The 21467-nt window shown below is 69.8% G+C and carries 19 protein-coding genes; 7 read left to right on the forward strand and 12 right to left on the reverse strand.

Annotated elements, in window-relative coordinates:
• Window positions 1-39: 39 nt before the first annotated feature.
• On the reverse strand, window positions 40-963 hold the full coding sequence (locus AB0I94_RS22735) for a diiron oxygenase (RefSeq protein WP_363311412.1): 924 nt from the start codon (window positions 961-963) through the stop codon (window positions 40-42).
• A 332-nt stretch (window positions 964-1295) separates the two neighbouring features.
• On the opposite strand from AB0I94_RS22735, the gene AB0I94_RS22740 reads away from it, so the two are divergent.
• On the forward strand, window positions 1296-2675 hold the full coding sequence (locus AB0I94_RS22740; protein ID WP_363311413.1) for an alpha-amylase family protein: 1380 nt from the start codon (window positions 1296-1298) through the stop codon (window positions 2673-2675).
• A gap of 17 nt (window positions 2676-2692) precedes the next feature.
• Here AB0I94_RS22740 and AB0I94_RS22745 read toward each other — a convergent pair whose 3' ends face one another.
• Window positions 2693-3121, reverse strand: a complete 429-nt coding sequence (locus AB0I94_RS22745) for a nitroreductase/quinone reductase family protein (protein WP_363311414.1) — start codon at window positions 3119-3121, stop codon at window positions 2693-2695.
• 28 nt (window positions 3122-3149) lie between these two features.
• Entirely contained in the window at window positions 3150-3701 is a 552-nt protein-coding gene (locus tag AB0I94_RS22750; protein WP_363311415.1) for a TetR/AcrR family transcriptional regulator, read from the reverse strand.
• Window positions 3702-3869: 168 nt separating this feature from the next.
• On the opposite strand from AB0I94_RS22750, the gene AB0I94_RS22755 reads away from it, so the two are divergent.
• Window positions 3870-4337, forward strand: a complete 468-nt coding sequence (locus AB0I94_RS22755) for a nuclear transport factor 2 family protein (protein WP_363311416.1) — start codon at window positions 3870-3872, stop codon at window positions 4335-4337.
• On the opposite strand, the gene AB0I94_RS22760 is transcribed toward AB0I94_RS22755, so the two are convergent.
• From AB0I94_RS22760 to AB0I94_RS22790, 7 genes are all read right to left on the reverse strand, one after another.
• Window positions 4318-5553: an MFS transporter gene (locus AB0I94_RS22760; protein WP_363311417.1), complete on the reverse strand. Its 1236-nt coding sequence runs from the start codon at window positions 5551-5553 to the stop codon at window positions 4318-4320. The two genes, AB0I94_RS22755 and AB0I94_RS22760, sit on opposite strands and share 20 nt — an antisense overlap.
• Complete coding sequence (locus AB0I94_RS22765) at window positions 5550-6800, reverse strand: ATP-grasp domain-containing protein (protein ID WP_363311418.1); 1251 nt, start codon at window positions 6798-6800, stop codon at window positions 5550-5552. Before AB0I94_RS22765 ends, AB0I94_RS22760 begins: the two co-directional genes overlap by 4 nt.
• Window positions 6797-7816 (reverse strand): pyridoxal-phosphate dependent enzyme, encoded by a 1020-nt coding sequence (locus AB0I94_RS22770; RefSeq protein WP_363311448.1) that lies wholly within the window; start codon window positions 7814-7816, stop codon window positions 6797-6799. The genes AB0I94_RS22765 and AB0I94_RS22770 overlap by 4 nt, the downstream gene beginning before the upstream one ends.
• A gap of 68 nt (window positions 7817-7884) precedes the next feature.
• Window positions 7885-8892, reverse strand: a complete 1008-nt coding sequence (locus tag AB0I94_RS22775) for an ABC transporter substrate-binding protein (RefSeq protein ID WP_363311419.1) — start codon at window positions 8890-8892, stop codon at window positions 7885-7887.
• Window positions 8889-9713, reverse strand: coding sequence for an ABC transporter ATP-binding protein (locus tag AB0I94_RS22780; protein ID WP_363311420.1), 825 nt, complete (start codon window positions 9711-9713; stop codon window positions 8889-8891). The genes AB0I94_RS22775 and AB0I94_RS22780 overlap by 4 nt, the downstream gene beginning before the upstream one ends.
• The gene (locus AB0I94_RS22785) at window positions 9714-10817 is read right to left on the reverse strand and encodes an iron ABC transporter permease (protein ID WP_363311421.1); all 1104 of its coding nucleotides are present in this window, start codon (window positions 10815-10817) and stop codon (window positions 9714-9716) included.
• Between the two features lie 119 nt (window positions 10818-10936).
• The gene (locus AB0I94_RS22790) at window positions 10937-11680 is read right to left on the reverse strand and encodes a class I SAM-dependent methyltransferase (RefSeq protein WP_363311422.1); all 744 of its coding nucleotides are present in this window, start codon (window positions 11678-11680) and stop codon (window positions 10937-10939) included.
• A 288-nt stretch (window positions 11681-11968) separates the two neighbouring features.
• Between AB0I94_RS22790 and AB0I94_RS22795 the strand changes: the two genes are divergently transcribed.
• Entirely contained in the window at window positions 11969-13303 is a 1335-nt protein-coding gene (locus AB0I94_RS22795; RefSeq protein WP_363311423.1) for an MFS transporter, read from the forward strand.
• A 75-nt stretch (window positions 13304-13378) separates the two neighbouring features.
• On the opposite strand, the gene AB0I94_RS22800 is transcribed toward AB0I94_RS22795, so the two are convergent.
• Window positions 13379-13975, reverse strand: a complete 597-nt coding sequence (locus tag AB0I94_RS22800; RefSeq protein ID WP_363311424.1) for a TetR/AcrR family transcriptional regulator — start codon at window positions 13973-13975, stop codon at window positions 13379-13381.
• 154 nt (window positions 13976-14129) lie between these two features.
• Here AB0I94_RS22800 and AB0I94_RS22805 point away from each other — a divergent pair, with 154 nt between their 5' ends.
• Window positions 14130-15695, forward strand: coding sequence for an AMP-binding protein (locus AB0I94_RS22805; protein WP_363311425.1), 1566 nt, complete (start codon window positions 14130-14132; stop codon window positions 15693-15695).
• Between the two features lie 56 nt (window positions 15696-15751).
• Complete coding sequence (locus tag AB0I94_RS22810; RefSeq protein WP_363311426.1) at window positions 15752-16954, forward strand: acyl-CoA dehydrogenase family protein; 1203 nt, start codon at window positions 15752-15754, stop codon at window positions 16952-16954.
• A 202-nt stretch (window positions 16955-17156) separates the two neighbouring features.
• On the opposite strand, the gene AB0I94_RS22815 is transcribed toward AB0I94_RS22810, so the two are convergent.
• Window positions 17157-18521: an FAD-dependent oxidoreductase gene (locus tag AB0I94_RS22815; protein ID WP_363311427.1), complete on the reverse strand. Its 1365-nt coding sequence runs from the start codon at window positions 18519-18521 to the stop codon at window positions 17157-17159.
• Between the two features lie 337 nt (window positions 18522-18858).
• On the opposite strand from AB0I94_RS22815, the gene AB0I94_RS22820 reads away from it, so the two are divergent.
• Both AB0I94_RS22820 and AB0I94_RS22825 read left to right on the forward strand, forming a co-directional pair.
• Window positions 18859-19815 carry an SMP-30/gluconolactonase/LRE family protein gene (locus tag AB0I94_RS22820; protein ID WP_363311429.1) on the forward strand — a complete coding sequence of 319 codons (957 nt, stop codon included), beginning with the start codon at window positions 18859-18861 and terminating at the stop codon, window positions 19813-19815.
• Between the two features lie 105 nt (window positions 19816-19920).
• Window positions 19921-21366 carry a glyceraldehyde-3-phosphate dehydrogenase gene (locus AB0I94_RS22825; RefSeq protein ID WP_363311430.1) on the forward strand — a complete coding sequence of 482 codons (1446 nt, stop codon included), beginning with the start codon at window positions 19921-19923 and terminating at the stop codon, window positions 21364-21366.
• Window positions 21367-21467: the final 101 nt, after the last annotated feature.

Genomic DNA, 21467 nt, shown 5'->3' on the forward strand with positions numbered 1-21467 from the left:
AGGTGAGGCCGGTCCGGCTCGGGCCGGCTACTGGCCGGCTCAGATGAGGTTGGCGCGCTTGTAGAAGGCCAGGGCCGGCTTGGTGAGCAGCCGGGAGGAGGCCAGGAACTCCATCAGGCCCGAACAGCTGGACCGCATCATCGACTTGTGGTGTTCGTTGGCCTTCGCCTCGGCGAGGGCACGCTTCTCGTCGAGTCCGGCGTTCGCGTACACCTTGGGGTTCACCATGCTGGTGACGATGTAGTACGACGCGATGGCGACGACGAACGCGTTGATCTGGCGGCGCAGTCGGCCCGCGCCGGAAAGGCGCTTGGTCGTCTGGTCACGGGCGAACTTCATGTGCCGTGATTCCTCGACGACATGGATGTTGTTGATCGTGCGGACGAAGGGCACGACACGCTCGTCCCGCATCCAGTCGCGCTGCATGACGTCGAGCACCTCTTCGGCCACGAGGATCGCGGCGTACGCCGCCTCGCCGAAGGCGACTGTCTTGAAGACCCGGCCGAGTTCCCTCGTGAAGCGGTTGGGCCGGTAGGCGGGAGCCCCCAGCTTCTGGGCGCCGCGGGCGAACATGATCGAGTGCCGGCACTCCTCGGCGATCTCGGTGAGCGCCCACTGCACTTCGTCGCTGGCCGGGTTCTTCGCGTACACGTCACGCAGCACCATTTGCTGCAGGATCATCTCGAACCAGATGCCCGTACTGGCCACCGACGCGGCTTCCTGCCGTGTGAGCTCCTTGCGCTGGGCCTCGGTGAGTTCCTGCCAGTACGACGTGCCGTACAGGGAGCACCACTCCGGGCTCGCTCCGTGGAAGTCCCGGTCGAGCGGCGTGTCCCAGTCCACTTCGGTGGCCGGATCGTAGGCCGACACGGCGGCCGAGTCGAGCAACCGCCGGGCGACGTCGTCCTCTTCGGGCTCTTCGGGGCGGTGCTGCGAGGTCGGCCGAACAGTGCTGCTTGCCATGCTGCGGCTCCTTGACTCTGATGCGTACGTTCTCGTGTTCGCTCAGGCAACGGACCGGGGCGCCGTCCCGCAACGCGCCGCGACCCGCTTGTTAGACAGACCGTATAACAAGGAGAGCGGCGAGCCTACCCCTCAGTAAGAAGTGAATATGCGCAAGTTCTTGCAGCAATAACTCCGCTCCACGGGGCAGTAGTTGAAATTTCTTGCAGAAAGTATTGACGCGTACATGCGTGAAAGGCAGGCTCCCCCTCGGAATCCCCCCACGGCAGCCTCCCCCTCGAGTAGTTGCCTTCTTTGGGCACAGCTGTGCCCGGTCCCGAAGGAGCCGCATCATGCAGCACCGTCTCCGCCTCCTCGGCTCGACGTCGGCCGGGGTCCTGGCCGCGGCCGGCCTCGCGACGTTCGCCCCCTCGCAGTCGCAGGCGACACCGCCCGGCGAGAAGACCGTCACCGCCACCATGTTCGAGCGGCAGTACGCGGATGTGGGCAAGGCCTGCACCGACCAGCTCGGCCCGTCGGGCTACGGCTACGTCCAGGTGTCGCCCGCCTCCGAGCACATACAGGGTGACCAGTGGTGGACCTCGTACCAGCCCGTCAGCTACAAGATCGCGGGCCGTCTCGGCGACCGCGCCGCCTTCAAGAGCATGGTCGACGCCTGCCACCGGGCGGGCGTCAAGGTCATCGCGGACGCCGTCATCAACCACATGGCGGCAGGCTCGGGCACGGGCACCGGCGGCACCGCGTACGGCAAGTACGAGTATCCCGGCCACTTCCGGGACGCGGACTTCCACGCCTGCCGCACGGCCATCACCGACTACACCAGCCGTGACAACGTCCAGAACTGCGAACTGGTGGGCCTGGCCGACCTCGACACGGGCAGCGACGCGGTACGGAGCACCATCGCCGCGTACCTCGACGACCTGCGGTCCCTCGGCGTGGACGGTTTCCGCATCGACGCCGCCAAGCACATGGCCGCCGCCGACGTGGCCGCCGTCACGGGCAAGATGAGCGACCCCGGGTTCTGGGTGTCGGAGGTGATCCACGGCGACGGCGAGGCGGTGCAGCCCGACGAGTACACGGGCATCGGGGACGTCGACGAGTTCCGTTACGGCGGGCACCTCAAGAGCGCCTTCCAGGGTGGCGACATCGCGCAGCTGAAGTCGGTCGCGGAAGGCAAACTGGGCAGCGGCTCCGCCCGGACGTTCGTCGACAACTGGGACACCGAGCGGAGTGGTTCGACGCTCACCTACAAGGACGGCGAGACCTACGCCCTCGCCAACGTCTTCATGCTCGCGTCCCCCTACGGCTCACCGAACGTGTACTCCGGATACGAGTGGTCCGAGAAGGACGCCGGCCCGCCCAGCGGCGCGGACGGCTGGACGAACACGCACGCCCAGCAGGCGATCACCGGCCTGGTCGGGTTCCGCAACGAGGTGGGCGCCGCCGAGCTGACCGACTGGTGGGACAACGGCGGCAGCGCCCTCGCCTTCGGCCGCGGCGACAAGGGGTTCGTCGCCCTCAACAACGGCGACGGCGAGCTGACCCGAACCTTCACGACGTCCCTGCCCGGCGGCACGTACTGCAACGTCGCCAAGGCATCCCCGGACAGTTGCGACGGCAACACGGTCACCGTCGGGAACGACGGGAAGGTCGAGACCAAGCTGCCCGCCCGCGGCGCCCTGGCCCTGCACACCGGGGCGAAGGCGGGCTGACCCTGCGCCAGGCGGAACTACGTCAGGCGGAACACCGGGTGACGTGCCGACTCGGCGGCGAACTCCTCGTCCGTCGAGTCGCCCGTCACGTCGAAGTAGGGGCGGGTGACCGGCACTTCGCGCCAGTACTGGCGCAGCACGGGGACGCTTTCCTCGGGGCCTAGCTCGACCACGCGCACGGTCTGCGACTTACCGCCCCTGCTCAGCTCGATCTGCCCGGCCGCGCGGGCGTTGCGCACCCAGTTGCTCACCCCGTAGGCGCCGACGACCCAGCGCTCGCCCCCGGCCGACATCACGTCGACCGGGGTGGAGAACAGGCGGCCCGACTTCCTGCCGCGCACGGTAAGGATGTACCGGTAGCCCTTACCGATCCCGAACCGGGTCATCGTCCGGAACACGCCGTTGATCAGACGCGTGCCGAAACCGACGCGATACGTCTTCGCCATAGCCTTCTTCCTGTTCTGCGACCGGCGGTCACCGCGCGGCCAGCAACTGAGCCGCGCCCTGGCGGGCTTGGCGCGCCGGTTCGGGTGAACCCGATATGGCGGCCGCGGTCATGGCCCCCTCCGCGAGCAGGACCAACGGGCCGACAGTCTGCCCGGGTTCGCCCGCGGCGGCCACAAGTGAGGCCATGTAGTCATGAAACGCGCGCTTGTGCGCCCGCACGGTGTCGGCCACCGCCGGGTCGACGGCCCCGAGTTCACCGAAGGAATTGATGAAGGCGCAGCCCCGGAAGTCCGGCTCGGTAAACCATTCGTAGAGCCAGTCGTAGACGGCGAGGACGCGCTCCGTCCCGCCGGGCCGGGCGTCGGCGTACTCGGCGAGCCGTGCCCGCCAGCGGCGGTCGCGGCGTTCGAGCCAGGCGCGGACCAGCTCCGATTTCGACGGGAAGACCTGGTAGAGGCGCTTGAGCGACACGCCGGAGGCCGCACGCACCTGGTCCATGCCCACGGCCTGGACTCCCCGCTCGTAAAAGAGCTCGTCGGCGGTGTCGAGCAGCCTGACTTCCGCTTCGGCGCGGTCCATGAGTGCTCCTGGCAAGGTGAGACGCGAGAACGTACGTTCTCTCACGCTACTACGGGGCGGCTCGCCGCTGCACCATTGCGCGAGAACGACCGTTCTCCTATCGTGGGCGCCCTCGACGGAGAACGAGCGTTCTCATAGTCTTCGTACGCCTCACCCCTGAGGAGAGCCATGACCGCACGACCCCCAGTTCCGCCCTTCACCCGGGAGACCGCGGCCGAGAAGGTCCGCCTCGCCGAGGACGGCTGGAACTCCCGCGATCCCGAGAAGGTGGCTCTCGCCTACAGCAAGGACTCCCGCTGGCGGAACCGCGCGGAGTTCGTCACGGGGCGCGACGCCATCACCGCCTTCCTCTCCCGCAAGTGGAACCGTGAACTCGACTACCGCCTCATCAAGGAACTGTGGGCGCACGACGGCAACCGCATCGCGGTGCGCTTCGCCTACGAATGGCACGACGACTCCGGTGCCTGGTACCGCTCGTACGGCAACGAGAACTGGGAGTTCGACGACGACGGCCTGATGCGGGTCCGGCACGCGTGCATCAACGACCTGCCCATCCAGGAGTCCGACCGCGTGTACCACTGGCCGCTCGGCCGCCGTCCCGACGACCACCCGGGCCTCAGCGACCTGGGCCTGTGATCCCTATGACCCTGGTGTCCGCGGACCAGCGCCTCAGGAGAAGCGGGAACACTGCACCCTGCACGGCGACCGCGACCCAGAACAGACCGGTGCTGCCGGAGCGTTCGGCCAGCTGGTAGCCCTCGCCCCCGGCGGCTCCGCTGGCGAAGGCGCCTATTCCGGCCGCGAGCCGCTGGTGGCCGAACACAAGGGCCGGTGCGCGGGGCGAACGGGCGAGGGCTTCGAGGTCGTTCTTGAAGAAGAGGACGATCTCCCCGAGACAGACGAGCAGCGCACCGGCCAGGATCGCGGCGTGGTTGCCGACAGCGAGCGTGGCCGTCCCTGCGGCCATCGCCCCGAAGCCGAACCACAGGGCTCGGGCGTAGGGCAGGCGGGCGATCCAGTCCGAGAGAAGGGGTTGCGCGACGACGAGCAGGAGGGCGTAGAGCGCGAGGACCAGGCCGTAGTACGTCGTCGATGTGCGGGGCACCGCGTACAGCGCGAGGTAGTGCTGGAAGAACATGAAGACGTACAGGCTCAGGACGGTGGCCGCGAACGGCAGCACGGCGAGACCTGCGAACGCCCTCTCCCGGCACGCCGACTGCCCTTCCCCGGCTCCGATGGTCCACCCGTGATCAGGGCTCTCACTGGGCAGCAGGACATGGCCCACGGCGATCGCCCCGAACAACGCGGTCACGACGGTGAAGAGCCCGGCAGAGGCGCTGAGCACGAACGGCGCCGCGGCCAGCGGCCCCAGGGCGATGCCCGCGTTGAGCGCCGAGCCGCTCGCGGACAGCAGCAGGGGGCGCTGCTCCGCATCGACCTCGTGTATCAAGTAGGCCTTGTTCGCGGGCAGATAGAGCGCGGCGCCGACGGAGACGAGGAAGAGGGCGAAGACGGCGGCGGCCGGATGGCGGAGGCCGGGCAGGAAGCAGGCGAAGCCCGCCGTGCGGATGACCAGGGCCAGCAGCATCGTGTGCCGCAGCCCGATCCGCTCGGCGACCGCGCCGCCCACCACTCCGCCCGAGAACTGCACCAGCGAGGCGACGGCGAGCACGACACCAACCGTGCCGAGCCCCATGCCGAGCCGCTCGTGGAGCAGCACCGACATGAAGGGCAGGACGGCGAAGCTGCCGAGCGGGATCAGGAACGACCCGGCGAGCAGGAAGCGCTGCGGCCCGGTGAGCCGCGCGAGACCGGATCGCAGGCGCCCGCGCGGCTTGCCCGGCAGGGTCACTCCGGGGCGTCGGCGGCGACGAGCGGCCGTATGCTCCCGGCCGCGCTGAGCGCTCGGTGCAGGGCGAGTTCCGCGGTCGCGCCCTCGGCCAGGACGATGCCGGTGCAGCCGCGCTGATCGCTGACGTGCTGCAGGCGGTCGCCGGGGGCCGCGGTGGGGTACCACTCGGGCGAGCCGGGGAAGGCGGCGAGGCCGTCCACGCCGGTCCATCCGGTGAGGATGCCTGGCCGGTCGGGATAGACGAGGACGAATCCTGACGCGGGTCCGGTGGCGAGTCCTGCGGCGGTACCCGTGGCCGCCGGTGCGTCGAGCAGGGCGGGGCGCAGGCCGAGCGCCACGGCGATCATCGCGTCGTACACGTTGGTGCGCAGGGCGCGGCACAGCGCCTCGCCGACGAGCGCGCCACCGATGCGGCGGTTGATCTCGACGAGCTCCGGTCCGTCGGTGGTGAGGACGTACTCGACGTGCGCGAAGCCCGCGTCGTGGCCCGCTGTCTCCAGGACGCGCCCCACCCAGTCCTGGATCAGGGCGAACTCCGGCTCGGGCAGGGCGACGGGGAAGGCCGCGGCCTCCTCGCGGACGGACGGCTCGGGAGACATCTGGCGGCTGAGCACCCCCAGGAGCTTCGTCTCGCCCGCCCAGCTGAGCGTCTCCGCGCTGTAGACGGGTCCGGCGAAGAAGGGCTCCGCGAACAGCCGCCCGGCGAAGGGACGCCCGGCGGCTTCACGGAGAGCCGCGTGCAGCTGCCGCTCGTCACGGACCAGCCAGACGTTGCGGGACGAGGTGCCCGCCGAGTCCTTGAGGACCACCGGCAGGCCGATCTGCCGGAGCACCACGTCGGCCGCCGCGGGGTCGGCCGGGATCGTGAGGGCGGGGCCGCGGCTGAGGTTCTGGGCGTGGAGGAGGTTGCGCACCCGGGGCTTGTCCCGCAGCACGCGGACGGCGGCCGGGTCGGGCCCCGGCAACCCGAGTTCGGCGGCCAGGTCCGCGCCCGGCACGCTCCACGTGTCGGTCGAGTTGATGAGTCCCTTGAGGCCGGGCACGGCGGCCAGAGCCGCGGCGGAGGCCTCCATGTCGTGGGTGTCGACGTCGACGATGTCGAGCGCGCCCGGTTCCAGGCGGTCCAGCTCATGGCGGTAGACCGCGCGGTCGCCCGTCAGCAGGCAGAGCCGGTGCCCGGCGGTCTCTGCCGCCTCCACAAGGCGTCCGAGGCCGAAGGTGAGTGCTTCCAGGGCGGCGATCGTCACGATGCCTTCCCCTCCTTCTCGTGCTTCTCGTGCTTCTTCGTACGTACGTCGTAGCTGCGCCGGTTCCACTCCATCGCCGACCACGGCATGGCGAGGTCGGCGAGGTCCGTGATCTGGTGCGGTTTGAGGGTGCGTGGGTCGAGCGCCTCCTGGTGTCGGGCGAAGACCCGCTCGGTGTAGCGGTGTCCCGTGTCCGCGCCGATCACCAGATGCATCCGGTCCGGGTTCCGAGCCGCCTCCCAGGCCGTGACGAGGTGGGCCGCACCGGTGGAGAGACCGGCGAACACGGCGTGGGCGCGCAGCAGATCGACGGCTCCCGCCATGGCGTGCCGGAAGTCCACCCAGTGGAGGGTGTCGTACAGGTCGTGGCGGACGTTGTCGAAGGGGATCGAACTGCCGATCCCGGCGATGATCGCCTCTGGATCGCTGAAGTCCTCGCTGCCGAACGTGACGCTGCCGAAGGGCTGTATGCCCAACAGCCGCACTTCGCGCCCGCGTTGACGCAACGGCCGGACGAGCCCTCCCGTGGAGGCGCCGGTACCGACGGCGCCGACCACGGTGAGCGGGGACTCGGGCAGCGCGGCGTCGACCAGGTCAGCGAACTCCGCGTAACCGGCGTGGTGGACTCCGTCGTGGTACTGCCGCATCCAGTGCACGTCGGCCCGCCTGCCGAGCAGTTGGCGCACCCGGTGCACCCGGCGCTCCTGGTCGAGCCGCAGACTGTCGGAGGGTGGCATCTGGTCCACCGTGGCGCCGAGAATCTCCAACTGGGCCCGCATCGCGGCATCGACGGTGGTGGAGGCCACGATGTGGCAGCCGAGCCCGTAGCGGTGGCAGGCCATGGCGAGGGCAAGGGCGTAGATGCCGCTGGAGCTGTCGACGAGGGTCTGGCCGGGCCGCACGGTCCCGCGCTCCAGGAGGGTGCGCACCGCGCCGAGCGCCGCGTACACCTTCATCGTCTCGAAGCGCGCGAGGACGACGTTGTCGGAGAGCCGCAGCAGGTCGGGGGCCTTCATCGCGTCGGTGATGTGCCCGTGGACCGTGGCCGCGGGCGCCGCCGCAATACGCGAAGGGGGCAAGGGGATCACCGTCCGACCGACCGGAGGTAGCCGCCCAGGTCCTCGGCGCCCTTGACGTTGCGCGGGCCGCTGACGGCGTCACCGTAGGACATGACGAAGAAGCGGCTCTCCTGCACGGCAGGGACCGACTTCAGGCTGTCGAGCGACTTCAGGTGGGCGATCTTGTCCTTGGCCGGCTGGTCGGCGTAGTCGATGATGACGATGACCTCGGGCCTCGCCTTGATCACGGGCTCCCAGCCCACCGTCGTCCAGCCCTTGTTCAGATCGTCGAAGACGTTGGTGGCGCCCGCGGCCTTGATGATGTCGTTCGGTGCGGCATGACGTCCGGCGGTGAAGGGCTGGTCCGTGCCCGAGTCGTAGACGAAGACCTTGGCCGGGTCGCCCTTCCGGGGCCAGGTCTTCTTCAGGGCTTCGACGCGTCCTTTGAGGTCGGTGACGACCTTCTCGGCACGCTTCTCCACACCGAAGATCCGGCCCAGGTTGTCCAGATCCGTGTAGAGCGCTTCCAGGGGCGTGATGTCGACGCTCTTGTCGCCGTAGTCCCAGCACGTCTCGGTGTGCAGGTAGCTGGCGGCCCCGACCTTGTCGAGCAGGGCGGGCGTGATGCCCCGCTCCTCGCTGAAGCCGGAGTTCCAGCCGGCGAACACGAAGTCGGCCTTGGCGTCGGCCACGATCTCGCGGGTGATGCGCTCGGTGCCCAGGCGCTCCACGTCGGCGTAGTCCTTGCGCCAGGGTGAGCCCTTGATGGAGGGGTCGCCGAGCTTGTTCATGACGTAGCCGCGCATCCGGTCGGCGAGACCGAGGGAGAACATCTTCTCGGCGCCGCTGACGTCGTACGCCACCGGACGCTTCGGACGGGTGTACGTGACGTCCTTGCCGCAGTTGGAGACGGTGACCGTCTGCGTCTTGTTCTCCGCCGTCGGCTCCACCTCGGCGCCGCAGCCGGTGGTCAGGAGCCCGGTGGCCAGCAGCACGGCGGCCGCCACGGCGCGGGACAGCGGTGGTCGGATCATGAGTGCGGTCCTTCTGATAGGGCGCCCAGGGCGTCGGCGGGGGCCGGGGCGCCGGTGGGGGCGAGGTCGTAGACGAGCTGAGGGGCTCCGGTGCGGGGGTGGTGCACGACCGTGGCGTCCACGCCGAACACCTTGCGGATCAGCTCCGGGTCGAGGATCTCCGCCGGGCTGCCCGTGGCTACCAGGGAGCCGGAGCTGAGGACGGCGATGCTGTCGCAGGCGGCGGCCGCCAGATTGAGGTCGTGCAGGGCGGTGAGCACGGTGAGGCCCGATCCGCGCAGGAAGGAGAGGAGCTCCACCTGGTGGCGGATGTCCAGGTGGTTGGTGGGCTCGTCGAGGACCAGGACGCGGGGTTCTTGGACCAGGGCGCGCGCCACGAGCACGCGCTGCCGCTCGCCGCCGGAGAGGGTGAGCACGCTGCGGGCCGCGAGGTGGGTGACGTCGAGACGGTCCATCGCCTGGCGGCACAGGGCCTGTTCGCGTGCGGTGAGGGGCTGGTTGCCGTTCACGTGCGGGGCTCGGCCGAGGGCCACGACTTCCCCGACCGTGAAGTCGAGTTCGGTGTGGCTCTCCTGGGTGAGCGCGGCGATCGACCGGGCGCTGTCGCGCAGTTTGAGCGTCGTCAGGTCGGCGCCGTCCAGGAGCACGGCGCCCGACGTGGGCCGCAGCGCCCGGTAGACGCAGCGCAGGGCGGTGGACTTGCCGCTGCCGTTCGGTCCGACGAGCCCGACGACCCGGCCCGCCTCCACCTCGATGTTCAGCCGGTCGACCAGGGCACGCCCGGCCGCCTCGACCGAGAGTTCGCGCAGTACGAGGGTCATCTACCGCCCTCCGAACAGATAGCCGCGGCGGCGCATCAGCACGATGAACACCGGTACGCCGATCAGCGCGGTGATGACCCCGAGCGGCAGCTCCTCGGGAGCGAAGGCGGTACGGGCGACGAGATCGACCCAGACCAGGAAGCAGGCACCGGCGAGCGGAGCGACCGCGAGCACCCGGCGGTGCGTCGAGCCGACGAGGATGCGTACGACATGCGGCAGGACGAGCCCGACGAAGCCGATCGCGCCGCTGACCGCGACGATGAGCCCGGTGACCGCCGCCGTGAGGAGGAAGAGGCGCCGCCGCAGCGCCTCCGCGTCCACGCCCAGGCTGGCCGCGGTCTCGTCCCCCAGCGAAAGGACGTCCAGCGACCGGCTCTGGCGCAGCAGCACCACGACCGTCACCAGGACGGCGCCGGCCGCGAGCGGCAGCGACTCCCAGGACGCCGAGCCGAGACTGCCGAGCAGCCAGAACAGCACGGTGCGCGCGGCCTGGCCGTTCGGGGAGAGGAAGACGAGCACGCTCATCAGCGCCTGGAACCCGTAGGCCAGCGCGACGCCGGTGAGGACGAGGCGCAACGGCGTCAGGCCGAGCGGCCCGCGCGCGGCCAGATACACGAGGACGGTGGCGCCGAGCGCCCCGAGGAACGCGGCGGCGGACAGCGCGTAGACGCCGAGCCCGGCGAAGACCCCGAACACGACGACCGCGGTGGCACCGACCGAGGCGCCGGAGGAGATGCCGAGGACGAACGGGTCCGCGAGGGCGTTGCGCACCAGCGCCTGGATGGCGACGCCGACGACGGAGAGCCCCGCACCGACCACGGCGGCGAGCAGCACCCGCGGGGTGCGCACGTGCCAGACGATGGAGTAGCCGGTGACGTCGTCCGCCCCGATGCTGCCGCCGGTGAGGGCGGCGGTCAGGAAACGCACGACGTCCCCGAGCGGCACGACGGTCGGCCCGAGGGCGATCCCGGCCAGGACGGAGACGACCAGCGTCACGGAGAGCACCGTCAGCGTGGTCACGAGCCGGCCGCGGCCCGCCTTGCCCGCCGCCGGTTCATGCGGGGGCGCCTTGGGGGAGGTGTCCCATGTTGTGGCCTCGGTCATGAAGTCCCTTCGCCTGTAGGGCGGTTCGGAGCTGCGTGGCCGCTTCCGCGCGGTGCGGCACGCCTCAGTAGTCGGCGGTCGGTGCCGCCGGGTTCCCGGAGATTCACCAACTGGCCCGGTCACCGGCCGGGCTTGGTGCCTCGCACGATCAAACGCCGCGCGTGATGGTCGTAGGGCTCGCCGTCGAAGCCGCCGAAGCACTCCACGCCGGTGAACCCGGCGTCCTCGAAGAGGGTGCGCAGTTCGGCGGCGCTGTAGAGGAAGGAGGTGATCGATGCCTCGCGCGCGACGCCGTCCCGTACGAGCGTCCAGTCGGTCCGCAGCCGCGTCCAGCTCTCCAGAACGGTGTCGCGCTGCACCACGTAAGCGCCGTCGAGTTCGACGATCTGCGGGCGGCCGATCCATCCGGCGAGCACTTCCTTGCCCATCACGTCGATCAGCAGCTGCCCGCCGGGCGCCAGCGAGGCATGCGCGTTGCGCAGCACCCGGAAGTTGTCCTGCGGGGCGTCGAAGTAGCCGAAAGAGGTGAAGACGTTGAGCACGACGTCGTACGCGTCCGGCTCGACGTGGGTGAGCATGTCCGCCCGGATCAGGCGGACATCGACGCCGGCGTCCGCACACCCGGCCTCGGCCCGCTTCAGGAGCTCCGCACTGAGGTCCACCCCCGTGACGTCGTAGCCGCGGCGCACCAGTGGCGCCAGGTAGAGGCCGGGCCCGCAGCACAGGTCCAGGACGCGGCTGCCCGCCGGGAACGCCAGGAGCGGCGAGCGCGCGACGACATCCGCCGTCTCCGCCCGCCGCCGCTCGGAGAACATCGTCTCGGAGAAGTCGGTCCAGAACCCGTCGTCCTCGTACCAGTGCATGCTGCCGCGACCTCGATCCGGTGAGCCGTCCGTGACTTGCTCACCAGTGGTCGGGCGCGGACCACTTCTGGTTCCCGGTCAGTTCCGGGTGTTCCGGGTGTTCCGGGTGTTCCGGTGGGCCAGCCACACCTGTCATCTAGCCATAGATTCCCGTCACTCTAATCGTTAACATACAGACTGTTCAGTACGGTGACACTGCCGCGACCTCGAATCCGGGCCTCCGCGCGCCTTCCTCCGCATGCCCTCTCCGCCGCACCCGCCCCTGCTCCCTCGACCGCAGGAGTCCTCATGGCCACCCCGCACACCTCGCCCCTGACGCTCGAAGACGCCCCGGCGCCACCCGCGTTCGACCGGCGGCGTGCTTGGCTGATCACCGCGATGATCGTCGCGTTCATGCTGATCAACTACGCCGACAAGTCCGTCCTGGGGCTCGCGGCCGTCCCGATCATGGATGAGCTGGACATCAGCAACAGCACGTACGGCATGATCTCCAGCTCGTTCTCGATCCTGTTCAGCCTCTCCGGGCTCGTCGTCGGTTTCGTCTCGTCACGCGTCTCGAGCCGGGCGCTGCTGTTCACCATGGCTCTGCTGTGGGCGGTGGCCCAACTGCCCGTGCTGATCGTGGCGGCGGTCCCGACACTGATCGCGGGACGGGTGCTGCTGGGTGCGGCCGAGGGCCCGGCCGCCTCGATGTCCATGCACGCGCTCTACAAGTGGTTCCCCTTGGACCGGCGCGGACTGCCGTCCGCGCTGCAGATCAGCGGTGCCGCACTCGGCACCCTCATCGCGGCGCCCGTCGTCACCTGGCTCATCACGGCCTTCGGCTGGCGCTCGGCCTTCGCGGCGCTCGCGGTGACCAGCCTGGTGTGGAGTCTGATCTGGTGGCGGGTCGGGCACGACGGCCCCTTCGGGCAGGCGCGCCCCAGCAGCCCCGGCACGAGCGCGCCCCAGCCGGGCCAACCCCGGCTCCCCTACCGGAGACCCCTGCTGAACGGCACGGTCCTCGGGAGTATCGCGGGGGCTTTCGGCGCCTCCTGGGCCCTGGCCCTCAGCCACGCATGGCTGCCCGCGTACTTCAGGACCCAGCTCGACTTGACACCGGGCGGCGCGGCGACGGTCATCAGTGGCATCTCCGCGTTCAGCTTCGTCCTCCTCCTCGCGGTCTCGCCGTTCGCCGACGCGCTGAACCGGCGGGGCGTCTCCAGCCGCTGGGCGAACGGCGCACCCCAGGGGATCGCGGTCGCCGTCGCCGGGCTCGCCATGGCGAGCTTCTCCTTCGTGGGGAGCGGGTGGCCCCAACTCCTGCTGATCGCCGTGGCGTTCGGAGGGCACGCCATCGTCTTCCCCTTGCACTACATGACGACGGCCGCCGTCGTCCCCGCCCACCAGCGCGGAGCCCTCTTCGGCATCGTCGCCGCGACGGGGACGCTGCCCGGACTCGTCGCGCCCTACCTCACCGGCCACCTGCTCGACACCGCGGACTCACAGAGCGCGGGATACACCGGCTCGTTCCTGCTCTCCGCGGCGGTCATGCTCCTGTCCGGGCTCACGGCGCTGGTGTACATACGGCCGGAGCAGGACGCCCGGCGGCTCGGGCTGACTCATGACGAGTCCGACTCATGACGAGTCTGACTCCTGATGAGCCGGGCTCACGATGAGCCGGGCTCACGATGTGTCCGCTCGGGGCGGCGCGTCGCATCAGGCCGGCGCGTCGAAGCCGCTGGCCCAGTAGCGGCCGCGCAGAGCCAGGTCCAGGAGCTGGCGTACGACCTCCTCGGGGGGCATCGGCGGCGTCTCCTGCTCGGCCCACCACCGCAGTACGGCGACCTGCTCGCCCACCCAGACGCGGGCGAGGAGGTCGGCGTCGATGCGTGGTTCGACGCCATTGCGGTCGGCGCGGGCCCGGAACTCCTCGGCGGTGGCCCGTGCGCAGGTGTCCACGAACATCTGCAGGGGTTTGCCGTCGCCCTCGCCGCGCAGCACGATCCGGTACAGATCGCGCTCCTCGCGCGCGTGCCGCAGCATCTCCAGGACCGGCTTGCCCGTGAAGCCCACGGCACTGTCGGCGACGGTCGGCCGCAGCCGCTCCCCCAGCTCTTCGAGCAGGTCGGACGTCACCCGCGCGAACAGGCCCTCCTTGTCCTTGAAGTGGGCGTAGAAGGTCGCGCGGGCCACGTCGGCGCGCTCGGTGATGTCCTCCACGGTCAGCGCGGTGAAGCCGCGTTCGAGGACCAGCTCCACCAATGCGGAGCCCAGAGCCCGTCGCGACCGTCGTGTGCGCCTGTCCTCGGCCATGGAGGCCCTCCTCGCCCGCAGTGGTGATTGCGGGCCCAGTCTAGAAGACTCTTGACAGTCCAGAGGTTACTGAACAAGCTGTCTGTAATTGAGCATGTTGTTTACTTTCATGTCTGCGCTGCTGCCCCTCCCCTGCCTTCTCCGGAGAACCGTGATGAACCTCGGTACCTATCTGACCCGCAGCGCCCGCTACTGGCCGCGGGCGACGGCCCTCGTGTGCGGCGACCGCTCATGGACCTACGACCAGTTGGACACCGCCACCAACCGACTGGCCTCCGCACTGATCGCCCGCGGCCTGCGCCCCGGCGACGCCGTGGCTTCGCTCGCCTGGAACCGGGGCGAGCTGGTGGAGGTCGAATTCGCCCTCTACAAGGCCGGGTTGATGCGCGCTCCGATCAACGCACGCCTGGGGCGCGGCGAGGTCGCGCACATCCTGCGCTACGCCCCCGTACGCGCCCTCGTCTTCGACGCGGCCCACCGCGAGGACGCGCTCGCCGCGATCGCCGAGGCCGGTACCGACTGCCTGCCGGTGCCGCTCGACGGGCTGCATGGGGAAGACGCGCGGTCCGTCACCTACGAGACGCTCCTGGCCGAGGGCAGCGAGGAGACGGTCGCCGTCGACCTCGACGAACACGCTCCCTGCGTCCTGAACTTCACCTCCGGCTCCACCGGAGCTCTCAAGGCCGCCGTGCAGACGGTCGGCAACCGGCTCGCGAACATGCGCAAGCAGTTGATGAGCGATGAGTCCCGCCCGCGGCCCGGCACCCGCTACCTCGCCTGCGGCCCCATCACCCACGCCACCGGCATGGGCCTGCTGGCCGGGGTGTTCGGCGGCTCGACCACGCACATCCTGCCTGCCTGGAGCGCCGAGGCGTTCGTGGAGGCGGTGGAGAAGGAGCACATCACCGCGACGTTCCTCGTGCCCGCCATGCTGAACATGGTGCTCGCCCACCCCGGCGCCGCGGCGCGGGACCTGTCGTCACTGACCAGCGTACGGATCGGAGGCGCGCCCATCTCACCCCAGCGTCTGCGTGACGCCGTGGAGTTCTTCGGGCCGGTCGTCGCGCAGGGGTACGGCCTGGGTGAGACCACCAGCGTGGTGGCCGGACTGAGCAGCGCGGAGATCGCCCACGCGGTCAAGGAGGACCCGGAGCTCCTGCAGTCCTGCGGCCGGGCCTCGTACGACACCGAGATCCGTGTCGTCGACGAGAGCGGGCGCGAGCGCGCGCCGCGCGAGATCGGCGAGGTCATCGTGCGCGGACCCGACTGCGTACGGGAGTACTGGCAGGAGCCGCAGCTGTCCGCCGAGACCTTCCGCGACGGGTGGGTGCACACCGGTGACCTGGCATGGATGCGTGAGGACGGCTATCTCTTCCTGGTCGACCGCAAGAAGGACATGATCATTTCCGGCGGCTTCAACATCTACTGCACCGAGGTCGAGTCCGCCCTCTACGAACACCCCGCCATCCGCGAAGCCTGTGTGATCGGCGTGCCGGACGAGACGTGGGGCGAGGCCGTCAAGGCCGTCGTCGTGGCCGAGCCCGGCGCCACCGTCACCGCGGACCAGCTCATCGCCTTCTGCGCCGAGCGCCTCGACCGCCTCAAGAAGCCGCGCTCCGTCGACTTCGTCGCCGAACTCCCCCACAACCGCAACGGAAAGCTCGACCGCAAGGCCGTGCGTGAACCGTTCTGGGCCGAGGCCGTCCGCCGCGTGAACTGATCCGGCAGCCCCTGCCCCTCCCTTCCATCCCCCCCCCGGCACGAGGAACGACCGACATGACCTTCTCCCTGCGCCCCACCTACGACGACCCGTACCTGGCCGACCTCGTCGACCGGCTGCGCGACTACCTCGACGGCGAACTCGCCGAGCACGAACGGGAGCGCGGCCTCACCCACGAGAGCCGCCTCACCCGCGCCGACCTGGAACCGATCTGGCGCCGCAGCCGCGAACTCGGCTTCTACGGCATCCACCTGCCCGAGGAGTACGGCGGCCACAACCTGACGTTCACTCAACTCGCCGCGCTCAAGGAGGAGATCGGGGCGAGTGGCCGCGTCCTGGCCCACAGCGTCCTGGGTGACATGGGCGGTCCGCTCCGTGCGGGCGACATCCTCAAGCACGCCACCGACCATCAACTCGCCAAGTACCTGCTGCCCCTGGTCCGCGGCGAGCGGGCCTGCTGCTTCTCCCTCACGGAGACCGACGCGGGCTCCGACGTGCGCTCCATGCGCACCACCGCCGTCAGGGACTCCGACGGTGACGGCTACCGTCTGACCGGCCACAAGGTGTTCTCGTCGGCCGGACCGTTCGCCGACTTCGCCATCGTGGTGGCGCGCATGGCCGGGACCGGCGAGCAGGAGGGCGACAAGCCGCTGTTCTCCGCCTTTCTCGTCGACCTCGACAGCCCCGGCTGCCGCGTCGAGGACGGCGCGACCCCGATGTCGGGCGAGCACATCGAAAGCGACATCGTCCTTGAGGACTGCCATGTCCCGGCCGCCAACCTCCTGGGCGAGGAGGGCAAGGGCATGCGCATCGCGCTCGGCCGCGTCACCACCAACCGCCTGCTGCACTGCCCCACCGTCATCGGCGCCACCCGCCGTGCCATCGACCTGACCCTGGACCGCACCCGGCACCGCAAGGTCGCGGGCGGCAAGCCCCTGCTCGCGCTGCAGGCCATCCAGCACAAGGTCGCCGACATGGCCACGGAGTTCTACGCGGCCCGCTCCATGACCTACGCGGCCTTGGCGGCCCTGGACAAGGGCGAGGACGCCCACGCCGAAGCCTTCATGTGCAAGCTCTTCGTCGCCGAGTCCGCCTTCCGGATCCTCGACGAGGCCGTCCAGATCCACGGCAAGGAGGGCCTCACCCAGGGCAACGAGATCGAGTTCCTGTTCCGCAAGATCCGCATGTTCCGGATCCTGACCGGAACCTCCGAGATCCAGCGGAACGCAATCGCCAAACTCCTGGCCTTCCAAATCTGACCGGCTATCCCCTTTGGAAGGTGTTCACCGTGCGACCCCCGGACCCACCGACGCCAGGCTCAGGGCCGCAGGCACGGTTCCCCGTCCCCTTCGGCGCCGGCCTGGACACCTTCCGCCGGGCCGCTCCAGAACTGGGGGAGCACACGAAGGACGTACTAGGAGAACTCCGGCCTGACCAGGCCCCCGCTCGCCTTGGGCCTGACTAGGCCCCGCTCGCCTTGAGCATGTCCTCGCGCTCGACGATCTTCACGCGCTCGCGCTCCTGAGCCTCGCCCAGGGCCTTCTCCGCTGCGTCGAGGCGGTACCAGCCCTCCCACGTGGTGAAGCGGACGTTCCGCTCGCCGAGGAAGGCTTCCACGGCCGCCGGCTCGGGGGTGGTGGGCGTGTGCAGACGCGCGTTCGCGTGGTCGTCCAGGAGGCTGGCGACCGTCTCGTTGGCGTCTCCCTTGGTGTGACCGATGAGGCCCACGGGTCCGCGGCGGATCCAGCCGGTGACGTACGTCGACTGCAGGTGCTCCCCGGTGTCCTCGATGACGCGGCCGGCCTTGTCCGGCACCGTGCCCGACGCGACGTCCCAGGGCAGCTTGGGCAGCTCGTCGGAGAGGTAGCCCACGGCGCGGTAGACGGCACCGAGGTCCCAGTCCTTGAACTCGCCGGTCCCCTTGACGTTGCCGGTGCCGTCGAGGGCGGTGCGCTCGGTGCGCAGGCCCACCACCCGGCCGTCCTCACCGAGGATCTCGGTCGGCGACTCGAAGAAGTGCAGGAACAGCTTGTGCGGCCGGTCTCCGATGTCGCGGATGGCCCAGTTCTCCAGCGTCTTGGCCACCATGTCGGCCTGCTTGTTGCCGCGCCGCGTGGCGATCGAGCCGTCGTCGTAGTCGATGTCCTCGGGGTCGACGATGACCTCGATGTTCGGGGAGTGGTCGAGCTCCCGCAGCTCCATCGGGCTGAACTTGGCCTGCGCGGGACCGCGCCGCCCGAAGACGTGCACCTCGCGCGCCTTGTTGACCTTGAGCCCGTCATGGACGTTCGGCGGGATCTCGGTCGACAGGAGCTCGTCCGCCGTCTTGGCCAGGATGCGCGCCACATCCAGGGCCACGTTGCCGACGCCGAGGACGGCGACCTTCTCCGCGTCCAGCGGCCAGGTGCGCGGCACGTCCGGGTGCCCGTCGTACCAGGACACGAAGTCCGCGGCGCCGTGCGATCCCTCGAGGTCGATGCCGGGGATGTCGAGCGCCCGGTCGGCCGTCGCGCCGGTGGAGAAGATCACCGCGTCGTAGAGGGCGCGCAGGTCGTCCAGGTCGATGTCGTTCGGGTAGTCGACGTTGCCGAAGAAGCGGACCTGAGGCTTGTCGAGGACCTGGTGCAGGGCCGTGACGATCCCCTTGATCCGGGGGTGGTCGGGGGCGACGCCGTAACGGATGAGACCGAAGGGCGCGGGCATCCGCTCGAAGAGGTCGATCGACACACCGGGCTCGACCGCCGCTGCGGATTTCAGCAGCGCGTCGGCGGCGTAGATGCCGGCCGGACCGGCTCCGACAACGGCTACCCGCAGAGGGCGAGACATGATCAGGTTTCCCTTCGAGCGAAGACATGGGGCTCGTCGGGAAGCCTAAACTAAGGCAATCCTAAGTTAGTACTCGGGCTGGACCTATGACCTCATAAGGGCAGCTTATGGGGTCGCGAAGGCAAGGTTTGCCCCGGGCCGGGCGAGCGGCGGGTCAGCGTTGCGTTCGCCGCGCAGGTCAGCGCCGCGTTCGCCGTGCCGTCCGGCGCGCGGAGGTACGGGCGGGACGCGAGGGAACTCCGGCAGGCGACGCCTCGTTGTCAACTCGCCGAGCCCGCCGCCGAGTTGGGGGCGGGCTCGCCAACACCGACCCCGCTGTCCACGGAGGCCCGGAACCATGACCCGCGATCACCGGAACCACCCCCAGCCGTCCCGCCGCACCGTACTCGGCGGCGCCACCCTCGCAGCCCTCGCCGCGGCGACCGGCACCGGAACGGCCGCCGCCACTGCCGCGCGGGGCGCCACATGGCCGACCGAGTTCCCGCTCCCCGACGGCTTCCTCCCCGAGGGAATCGCCATCGGCGCGAAGCCGTACGCCTACATGGGCTCACGCGCCAACGGCGCCGTCCACCGCACCGACCTGCGCACCGGTCGGGGCGAGGTCTTCTACGAGGGGGCAGCCGGCACGGTGGCGGTCGGCCTGAAGCTGGACGACGACGGCCTGCTCTACATCGCCGGGAACACCGGGGTCGCCCGGGTCCTCGACACCCGTAGCGGCAGACTCGTGGCCACCTACCAACTGACGGAAGCCGCCGGGCACTTCATCAATGACGTCACCTTGCTCGGCGAGCGCGCCTGGTTCACCGATTCGCGCGACGGTGTCCTGTACGGAGTTCCGCGCGGCCGCAAGGGCCGGGTGCGCGCGCTGCCGCTCAGCGGGGACTGGGTGCAGACGCCGGACGTGATCAACGCCAACGGCATCGTCGGCACGCCGGACGGCCGCGGACTGATCGTCGTCAGCAGCGCGCCCGGCAAGCTCTACCGAGTGGACCTCAAGACCGGGTACGCCACCGAGATCACGCTGGTCGGCGCGGAGAACGTGGTCAACGGCGACGGCCTGCTCCGCATCGGCCGCACTCTGTACGTCGTACAGAACCGGCTGAACCTCATCAGCGTGTTCCACCTCGACGCGACGTCGGGCACCGCCACCCTGCGCCGCACGATCACCGACCCCCGCTTCGACGTCCCCACCACCGCGGCCCGCTGGGGCGATCGTCTCTACCTGGTCAACGCCCGCTTCACGAGCCCGCAGGAACCGGAGACGACGTTCAACGCCGTCGCCGTCTCCCTCTGAATCCCCCCAGAAGTGGAGGCAAGTGGGGGCAGGCGGCACCCATTGCAAGATCAAAGGAGGCATCGGGTTAGCATATGAGCGCCGCCTAGCTCGAAAGATAAGCCTGTGACTGTCAATGACGACTCGTTCACCAATTGGAAGCACCGCGAGGAGATCGCGGAGTCGATGATCCCGATCATCGGGAAGCTGCACCGGGAGCGGGACGTCACCGTCCTGCTCCACAGCCGCTCCTTGGTGAACAAGTCGGTGGTCAGCCTCCTCAAGACCCACCGATTCGCCCGGCAGATAGCCGGCGCGGAACTCTCCGTCACCGAGACGCTGCCGTTCCTCCAGGCCCTCACCACGCTCGATCTCGGTCCCTCGCAGATCGACATCGGCATGCTCGCCGCGACGTACAAGACCGACGACCGCGGTCTCTCGGTGGCGGAGTTCACCGCCGAGGCCGTCGCCGGCGCCACGGGCGAGAACAAGATCGAGTGCCGCGAGGGACGCGACGTCGTCCTCTACGGCTTCGGCCGCATCGGCCGCCTCGTCGCCCGCCTGCTCATCGAGAAGGCGGGCTCGGGCAACGGCCTCCGCCTGCGCGCCGTCGTCGTACGCAAGGGCGGTGAGCAGGACATCGTCAAGCGCGCCTCGCTGCTGCGCCGTGATTCCATCCACGGACAGTTCCAGGGCACGATCACCGTCGACGAGGCGAACAGCACGATCATCGCCAACGGCAACGAGATCAAGGTGATCTACGCCAACGACCCCTCCGAGGTCGACTACACGGCGTACGGCATCAAGGACGCCATCCTCATCGACAACACCGGCAAGTGGCGCGACCGTGAGGGGCTCTCCCAGCACCTGCGCCCCGGCGTCGACAAGGTCGTCCTGACCGCCCCGGGCAAGGGCGACGTCCCGAACATCGTGCACGGCGTCAACCACGACATGATCAAGCCGGACGAGCAGATCCTGTCCTGCGCCTCCTGCACCACGAACGCGATCGTCCCGCCGCTCAAGGCGATGGCGGACGAGTACGGCGTCGTGCGCGGTCACGTGGAGACCGTCCACTCGTTCACGAACGACCAGAACCTCCTGGACAACTTCCACAAGGCCGACCGCCGCGGCCGCTCCGCGCCGCTCAACATGGTCATCACCGAGACCGGTGCCGCGTCCGCCGTCGCCAAGGCGCTGCCCGACCTCAAGGCGCCCATCACCGGCAGCTCGATCCGCGTGCCGGTGCCGGACGTCTCGATCGCGATCCTCAGTCTGCGGCTCGGCCGCGAGACCAACCGCGAGGAAGTCCTCGACTACCTCCGCAACGTGTCGCTGACGTCGCCGCTCAAGCGCCAGATCGACTTCACCAGCGCGCCCGACGCGGTCTCGAACGACTTCATCGGCTCGCGCCACGCCTCGATCGTCGACGCGGGCGCCACCAAGGTCGACGGCGACAACGCGATCCTCTACCTGTGGTACGACAACGAGTTCGGCTACTCGTGCCAGGTCATCCGCGTGGTCCAGCACGTCTCCGGGGTGGAGTATCCGACGTACCCGGTGCCGGTGGCCTGATCCCGGCACGGTGACCAGGAGCGGGGGGGGGGGGCGGCGCGGGGCGGCCGGCGGGCGCGGGGGGGGCGGCCCCGCGGGCGCCGCCGCCCGGGCCGGGGGAC

The organism is Streptomyces sp. NPDC050147 (genome assembly GCF_040660195.1).
Taxonomy (GTDB): Bacteria; Actinomycetota; Actinomycetes; order Streptomycetales; family Streptomycetaceae; genus Streptomyces.